The 8,591-nt window shown below is 74.0% G+C and carries 1 protein-coding gene; it reads left to right on the forward strand.

All coding sequences use genetic code 11. From position 1 onward, the window contains the following. The coding region (locus tag OTB19_RS40525) for a non-ribosomal peptide synthetase (protein ID WP_267803859.1) at positions 1 to 8,591 on the forward strand (8,591 nt) is incomplete at both ends.

Here is an 8,591-nt window from a genome sequence, read left to right on the forward strand (position 1 = left end):
GTCGATGGTCGGCCTGTTCATCAACACCCTCCCCGTCCGCGTCACCCTCGACCCCGCCGAAACCCTGGGCGCCCTCCTGGAACGACTCCAGGCCCAACAGGCCTCCCTCATGGACCACCAGTACCTGGGACTGACCGACCTCCAACAGGTCACGGGCCTCGGCGAACTCTTCGACACCCTGGTCGTCTTCGAGAACTACCCGCTCGACGCCGACGTCCTGGACATCGGCGGCGGGCTCCGCATCACCGGCATCGAGGGCCACGACGCCACCCACTACCCGCTGATCCTCACCGCCGTCCCCGGCGAACGCCTCCAACTGCGCCTCGACTTCCGCACCGACCTGTTCGACGCGGCCGCCGCGAACGCGCTGATGGACTGCGTCGTCCGAGTCCTGGAGAGCGCGCCGGACCACCACGCCGACCCCGTCGGCCGGATCCCGCTGCTCGCCGCGGACGAGCGGCAGCGGCTGCTGGTCTCCTTCAACGACACCGAGCGCCAGGACGCGCCGTCCGACCGGAGCGTGCCCCGGCTCTTCGCCGACCTCGTCTCCTGGACCTCGGCCACCGAGGCCGTCGTCTCGGCCGACGGCACCCTCTCCTACGGTGAGCTGGACGCCCGCGCCAACCGCCTCGCCCACCGGCTGCTCGCCGCCGGCGTGCGCCCCGAGGACCGGGTGGCGGTGCTCATGGACCGCTCGCCGGACCTGGTCGCGACCCTCCTCGCCGTCCTCAAGGCCGGCGGTGCCTACGTCCCGCTCGACCCGCGCTTCCCCGAACAGCGGATGCGGCACATCCTCGCCGAGACCGGAGCCGGCGTCCTCGTCGCCGACTCGGCCGCCGCCGCCGAGGCGTTCGCCGCCGGCGTGAGCGTGATCGAGGCCGGTCCCGCCCTCGCCGACGGTCCGGCCCACGATCCGGACGTCGCCATCGAACCGGACCAACTGGCCTACGTCATGTTCACCTCCGGCTCCACCGGTGTGCCCAAGGGGGTCGGCGTCACCCACCGCGACATCGTGGCGCTCGCCGAGGACCGCCGATTCGAGGCCGGGCACGAGCGGGTGCTGCTGCACTCGCCGACCGCCTTCGACGCCTCCACGTACGAGCTGTGGGTGCCGCTGCTCGGCGGCGGCCAGGTCGTCGTGGCGCCGGCCGGAGACCTGGACGCGGTCCGGCTGCGCGAGACCGTCGCCCGGTACGGCGTCACGGCCCTGTGGTTGACGGCCGGCCTCTTCCGCCTGATCGCCGAGGACGGGCCGGGATGCCTGGCACGGGTGAGCCAGGTGTGGACCGGCGGCGACGTCGTTCCCGCCGCCGCGGTCCGCCGCGTCCTGGAGGCCTGCCCGGGTCTGACGGTCGTCGACGGCTACGGGCCCACCGAGACCACCACGTTCGCCACCACCCACCGCCTGGACTCCGCGGCCGAGGTGGCGCACAGCGTGCCGATCGGCCGCCCCCTCGACGGCATGCGGGTCTACGTCCTCGACGCGGCGCTGCGCCCCGTTCCGCAGGGTGTCCCCGGCGAGCTGTACATCGCGGGCGCCGGCCTGGCCCGCGGGTACCTGGGCCGCCCCGGACCCACCTCCGAGCGGTTCGTCGCCGACCCGTACGGACCGGCCGCGAGCCGGATGTACCGCACCGGAGACCTGGCGCGCTGGGACGCCGACGGCCGGATCGAGTACCTCGGCCGCACCGACGACCAGGTCAAGGTGCGCGGCTTCCGCATCGAACTCGGCGAGATCGAGTCCGTGCTCGCCCGGCATCCCGACGTCGCGCAGGTCGCCGTGCTGGTCCGCGAGGACCGGCCCGGCGACCAGCGGATCGTCGCCTACGTCGTCCCCGCCCTTCCCGGCGCCCCGGCCCTCGACGCGCTTCGCGAGCACGTGGCGGGCCGGCTCCCCGCCTTCATGGCGCCCTCCGCGTACGTCACCCTGGAGACCCTGCCGCTGACCGCCAACGGAAAGGTCGACCGGCGGGCCCTGCCCGCCCCCGAGGCCACCACGGCGGGCGCCGGCCGGGCGCTGCGGACCCCGCAGGAGGAGATCCTCGCCGGACTGTTCGCCGAGATCCTCGCACGGCCCGCGGTCGGGGCCGACGAGAGCTTCTTCGACCTCGGTGGCCACTCGCTGCTCGCCACCCGCATGGTCTCCCGCGTCCGTTCCGTCTTCGGCGTGGAGCTCGCCGTCCGCGCCCTCTTTGAGGCCCCGACCGTCGCCGCCCTCGCCGAGCGGATCTCGCTCGCCGGGGAGGCGCGCACGGCCCTGACCGTCCGGGAGCGGCCCGAGGTGATCCCGCTGTCGCCCGCCCAGCGGCGGCTGTGGTTCCTCAACCGGTTCGAGGGCGCGAGCGCCTCGTACAACCTCCCGCTCGCGCTGCGGCTCGACGGCGACCTCGACCAGGGGGCGCTGCGCGCCGCACTCCACGACGTGAGCGCCCGACACGAGAGCCTGCGGACCGTCTTCCCCGAACTCGACGGCCGACCAAGCCAGTGGGTGCTGCCGGTCGCGGGGGCGGCGCCCGCGCTGCCCGTCGTCGACCTCGCCGAGGAGGAGCTGGACGGGGCGCTCGCCGAAGCCGTCGCCGAAGGCTTCGACCTCACCTCGCAGCCGCCGCTGCGAGCCCACCTGTTCCGTGTCCGCGCCACCGAGCACGTGCTGCTCGTGGTCCTCCACCACATCGCCGGCGACGGCTGGTCCCTGGCCCCCTTCGCCCGTGACCTGGGCATCGCCTACGACGCCCGGCGCGGCGGCGTGGCCCCCGCCTGGGAGCCGCTGCCCGTCCAGTACGCCGACTACACCCTGTGGCAGCGCGACGTGCTCGGCGACGAGAGCGACCCGCGGAGCCCCCTGGCCCGCCAGATCGACCACTGGCGCACCGCGCTCGCCGGCCTGCCGGAGGAACTGTCCCTGCCGGCCGACCGGACCCGCCCCGCCGCCGCCACCCACCGCGGCGACAGCGTCCCGCTGCGGATGCCCGCCGAACTCCACGAGCGCATCGTCACCGTCGCCCGCGCACACGACGCCAGCGTCTTCATGATCGTGCAGGCGGCCCTCGCCGCCCTGCTCGGCCGCCTCGGCGCCGGCGAGGACATCCCCATCGGCAGCGTCATCGCGGGCCGGACCGACGAGGCACTCGACGAACTGGTCGGGTTCTTCGTCAACACGCTGGTCCTGCGCACCGACCTGTCCGGCGACCCCACCTTCGCCGAACTCATCGCACGGGTGAGGGAATCGGACCTCGCGGCCCACGCCCACCAGGACGTGCCGTTCGAGCGCCTCGTCGAGGTGCTGAACCCGGTGCGCTCGCAGGCCCGGCACCCCCTCTTCCAGGTGATGCTGGCCTTCCAGAACAACGCCGAGGCCACCTTGGCCCTCGACGGACTCACCGCCACCGCGCTGCCCGTACGGCTGGAAGCCGCCAAGTTCGACCTGCTGTTCTCGCTGGAGGAGACCTTCACCGCGGCCGGCGGCCCGGCCGGCCTGAACGGGGTCGTCGAGTACGCGGCCGACCTGTTCGACCGCGCGACCGCCGAAACGATCGGCGCCCGCCTGACCCGGCTGCTCGCCGCCGTCACCGCCGACCCCGCCCTCCCGGTCGCCGCCGTCGACGTCCTCACCGCCGAGGAACGCCGCCAGGTCCTCGGGGAGTGGAACGACACGCGCCGGGACGTCGCCGACCACACCGTGCCCGAGCTGTTCCAGGCCCAGGCCGCCCGCACGCCCGACGCCCCGGCCGTCCTGCACGCCGGCAGCGAGCTGACGTACCGTGAGCTGAACGCGCGGGCCAACCGGCTCGCCCGACTGCTGGTCACCGAGGGCGCGGGCCCCGAGCGGTTCGTCGCACTGACCCTGCCCCGCACCGCCGACACGATCGTGGCGCTGCTGGCCGTACTGAAGTCCGGCGCGGCCTACGTGCCGGTGGACCCCGGCTACCCGTCCGACCGCATCACCTCCATGCTGGACGACGCCCGGCCCGCGCTGGTCCTCACCACCCGCGAGGCCGCGGCCGTCCTGCCCGACGGCGTGCGCGTCCTGATCCTCGACGACACCGCCACCCGGGAGCGCCTCGACGCCCTCGCCGACCACGACCTCGGCGACGCCGAACGGGCCCGCCCCCTCGACACGCGCCACCCCGCGTACGTCATCTACACCTCGGGCTCGACCGGACGCCCCAAGGGAGTGGTCGTCAGCCACCGCAACGTGGCCGATCTCGCCGCCTGGGCGGTCGCCGACATCGGCCCCGAGCGGCTCTCGAACGTACTGGCCGCGACCTCGCTCAACTTCGACGTCTCCGTCTTCGAGATGTTCGGACCGCTGCTCAGCGGCGGCCGCATCGAAGTCGTCCGCGACGTGCTCGCCCTCCTCGAAACCGAGGGACGCGACTACAGCCTGATCAGCGCGGTGCCCTCGGCCCTCGCCCACACCATCGGCCAGGCGGGCGCCCCCCGCCTCGGCGCGGACCTCGTGGTCCTCGCCGGCGAGGGCCTCCCCGCCCACACCGCGAACACCATCCGGTCCGCCGTGCCCGGCTGCACCCTCGCCAACATCTACGGCCCCACCGAGGCCACCGTGTACGCCACCGCCTGGTACGGCGCACCCGGCGAGTCCTCCTCCGAGCGCACCCCGCCCATCGGCCGGCCCCGCCACAACACCCGTGCCCTGGTGCTCGACTCCGGCCTGCGGCCGGTGGCGCCGGGGGTGCCGGGGGAGTTGTACCTCGCGGGTGCGGGTCTGGCCCGCGGCTACCTCGGTCGTCCCGGGTTGACGGCGGAGCGTTTCGTCGCCGATCCGTACGGGGAGCCGGGCACGCGCATGTACCGCACCGGAGACCTCGTGCGCTGGAGCGCCGACGGGCAGATCGAGTACCTCGGGCGCACCGACTTCCAGGTCAAGGTGCGCGGCTTCCGCATCGAACTCGGCGAGATCGAGGCTGTCCTCGCCCGGCATCCCGACGTCGCGCAGGTCGCCGTGCTGGTCCGCGAGGACCGGCCCGGCGACCAGCGGATCGTCGCCTACACCGTGCCCGCCGGCGACGCCTGCGACGCCGCCGCACTGCGTGCGCACGTCGCCGCCGCCCTGCCCGAGTACATGGTCCCGGCCGCCTTCGTCACCCTGGCCGCGCTGCCCCTCAACACGAACGGCAAACTCGACCGCAAGGCCCTGCCCGCCCCCGACTTCGCCGACCGGCCGGCCGGCCGGGCCCCCGCCAACCCGCGCGAAGAGGCCCTGGTCGCGCTCTTCGCCGAGGTCCTCGGCGTACCGCGGGTCGGCGTCGACGACAGCTTCTTCGACCTCGGCGGTCACTCGCTGCTCGCCACCCGCGTGGTCAGCCGCGTCCGCTCGCTGTTCGGCGCCGAGCTCGCCGTCCGCGCGCTCTTCGAGGCCCCGACCGTCGCCGCGCTCAGCGAGCGGCTCGGCGACGCCGTCCCCGCCCGCCAGGCCCTGGTGGCCCGGGTCCGCCCCGAGACCGTGCCGCTGTCACCCGCCCAGCGCCGCCTGTGGTTCCTCAACCGCTTCGAGGAGCGCACCGGCACCTACAACCTGCCGCTGGCCGTCCGGCTCACCGGCCACCTCGACCCGCGGGCCCTCCACACGGCCATCGGCGACGTCGTGGCCCGGCATGAGAGCCTGCGCACCGTCTTCCCCGACACCGACGGCCGCCCGCGCCAGCAGGTCCTCGCGGCCGACAGCGCACGGCCCGTCCTGGAGACCCTGTCCTTCACCCCGGACGCACTCGCCGAGGCCGCGGCCCGGGACTTCGACCTCGCGACCGAAGCCCCGCTGCGCGCCCACCTGTTCACCCTCGCGCCCGACACCCACCTCCTGCTCGTCGTCGTCCACCACATCGCGGCCGACGGCTGGTCCATGGCCCCCCTCGCCCGCGACCTCGGCGACGCCTACACCGCCCGGCTCGGCGGCGCGGCCCCCGCCTGGGAGCCGCTGCCCGTCCAGTACGCCGACTACACCCTGTGGCAGCGCGAGGTACTGGGCGACGAGCACGACCAGGGCAGCGAACTCGCCCGCCAGGTCGCCTACTGGCAGCAGACCCTGGCCCGCCTCCCCGAAGAGCTGCCCCTGCCCGCCGACCGCCCGCGCCCCGCGGAGATGAGCTTCCGCGGCGACACCGTGCCGCTGGAGATCCCGGCACGGGCCCACGCACCGCTCGCCGAACTGGCGCGCGAGACCCGGGCGAGCGTCTTCATGGTGATACAGGCGGCCCTCGCCGCCGTACTCGGCCGGCTCGGCGCCGGCACCGACATCCCCATCGGCTCGCCCATCGCGGGCCGCACCGACGAGGCCCTCGACCAACTGGTCGGGTTCTTCGTCAACACCCTCGTCCTGCGCACCGACGTCTCCGGCGACCCGACCTTCCGCGAACTCGTCGAACGCGTCCGGGAAACGGACCTCGCGGCCTACGCCCACCAGGACGTCCCCTTCGAGCGGCTCGTCGAGCTGCTCAACCCCGAGCGCTCCCTCTCCCGGCACCCGCTCTTCCAGGTCATGCTCTCCCTCCAGAACAACGCCGAGGCCACCTTCGGGCTCGACGGCCTCACCGTCGAACCGCACCCGGTCACCGTCGACGGAGCCAAGTTCGACCTGTCCTTCCAACTCGTCGAGGAGTTCACGACCGACGGGGTCCCCGCCGGCCTCGGCGGCCGCCTCGAATACGCGACGGACCTCTTCGACCGCGAGAGCGCCCAAGACCTCGCGGACCGCTTCGCCCGTGCCGTCACCGCGCTGGTCACCGGCCCCGACCACCCCCTGTCCACGCTCGCCGTCCTCACCGACGAGGAACGCCGCCGCGTGCTCGACGAGTGGAACGACACCGCCCGCCCCGTGCCCGCCACCACCCTGCCCGCCCTCTTCGAGCAGCAGGCCGCCCGCACCCCGCAGGCCACCGCCCTGGTCGCCGGCGACACCCGTCTCACCTACGCCGAACTGGACGCCAAGGCCAACAAACTGGCCCGGCTGCTGATCGGCCGGGGCATCGGCCCCGAGAACCACGTCGCCGTGGCCCTGCCCCGCACCGCCGACCTCGTCGTCGCCGTACTCGCCGTCACCAAGGCCGGGGCCGCCTACGTCCCCATCGACCCGACGCACCCCGCCGGCCGCATCGCCCGGCTGCTCCAGGACGTCGCCGTCGCCGCCGTCATCACCGGCGCCGGAGCCCGCGACGCGATACCCGCGGACCGGGGCGGCATCCGCGTCGACCTCGGATCCCCGACGGTCGCCCGGACACTGAGCGACCTGCCCGACACGGCACCCGACGACACCGTGCGCACGGCCCGGCTGCGCCCGAGCCACCCGGTGTACGTCATCCACACCTCCGGCTCCACCGGCCGCCCCAAGGGCGTCGTCGTCACCCACGCGGGCCTGACCAACCTGTTCCACCACCACTTCGACGAGCTGTACGCGGCCGAGATCACCGACGCGGGACGCCCGCTGCGGGCCGCCCTCACCGCCGCCGTCTCCTTCGATGCCTCGCTCGACCCGCTGCTGTGGATGGTCGCGGGGCACGAACTCCACCTGATCGACGACGAGACCCGCCGGGAACCGGCCGCACTGATCGACTACGTGCGTGCGCACGGCGTCGACTTCTTGGAGCTCACCCCGTCCTACGCGGAGCAGCTCGTCGAGGAGGGCCTGGTGCGCGACGAGCGGGCCCGCCCGCGGATCCTCGCCCTCGGCGGCGAGGCCGTGAGCCCCGCCCTCTGGCAGGAACTCGCCCGAACCCCCGGCATCACCGGCTACAACCTGTACGGCCCCACCGAGGCCACCGTCGACACCCTGACCGCACGCACCACCGACACGGCCGGGCCGCTCATCGGCCGGCCCGTCGGCAACGCCCGTACGTATGTGCTCGACGAGCGGTTGCGTCCGGTCGCGCCGGGCGTGGCGGGTGAGCTGTACATCGCGGGCGCGGGTCTGGCGCGTGGCTATCTGGGGCGGCCGGCCCTGACCGCCGAACGCTTCGTGGCGGATCCGTACGGCCCCGCGGGCAGCCGCATGTACCGCACCGGCGACGTGGTCCGCTGGACCCGGGAAGGCCTGCTGGACTACCTGGGACGCGCCGACGACCAGGTCAAGGTCCGCGGCTTCCGCATCGAACTCGGCGAGATCGAGAACGCACTGGCCCACTACGAGGGCACGAACCGGTCCGCGGTGATCGTCCGCGAGGACCAGCCGGGCATCAAGCGCCTGGTGGCGTACGTCGTGCCGCGCAGCGGCGCCCTCGACACGGCCGCGGTGCGCGCCCACCTCGCCGCCACACTCCCGGAATACATGATCCCGTCCGCCTTCGTCGAGCTGGACGCCCTCCCGCTCACCGTCAACGGCAAGCTCGACCGGCGCGCCCTGCCGGAGCCTCGCCTCACCGGCGGCGCCACGGGCCGGGCACCGCGCACCGAGCGCGAGGAACTGCTGTGTCGGCTGTACGGCGAGCTCCTCGGTGTGGAGCGGGTGTCGGTGGAGGACAGTTTCTTCGAGCTGGGTGGGGACAGCATCGTGTCGATTCAGTTGGTGAGTCGGGCGCGTGGTGCGGGTTTGGTGTTGTCGGCGCGTGAGGTGTTCCAGTATCGGACGCCGGAGGCGTTGG

The sequence above is a fragment of the Streptomyces sp. H27-H5 genome (genome assembly GCF_026627505.1).
In the GTDB taxonomy this organism is placed as follows: Bacteria; Actinomycetota; Actinomycetes; order Streptomycetales; family Streptomycetaceae; genus Streptomyces.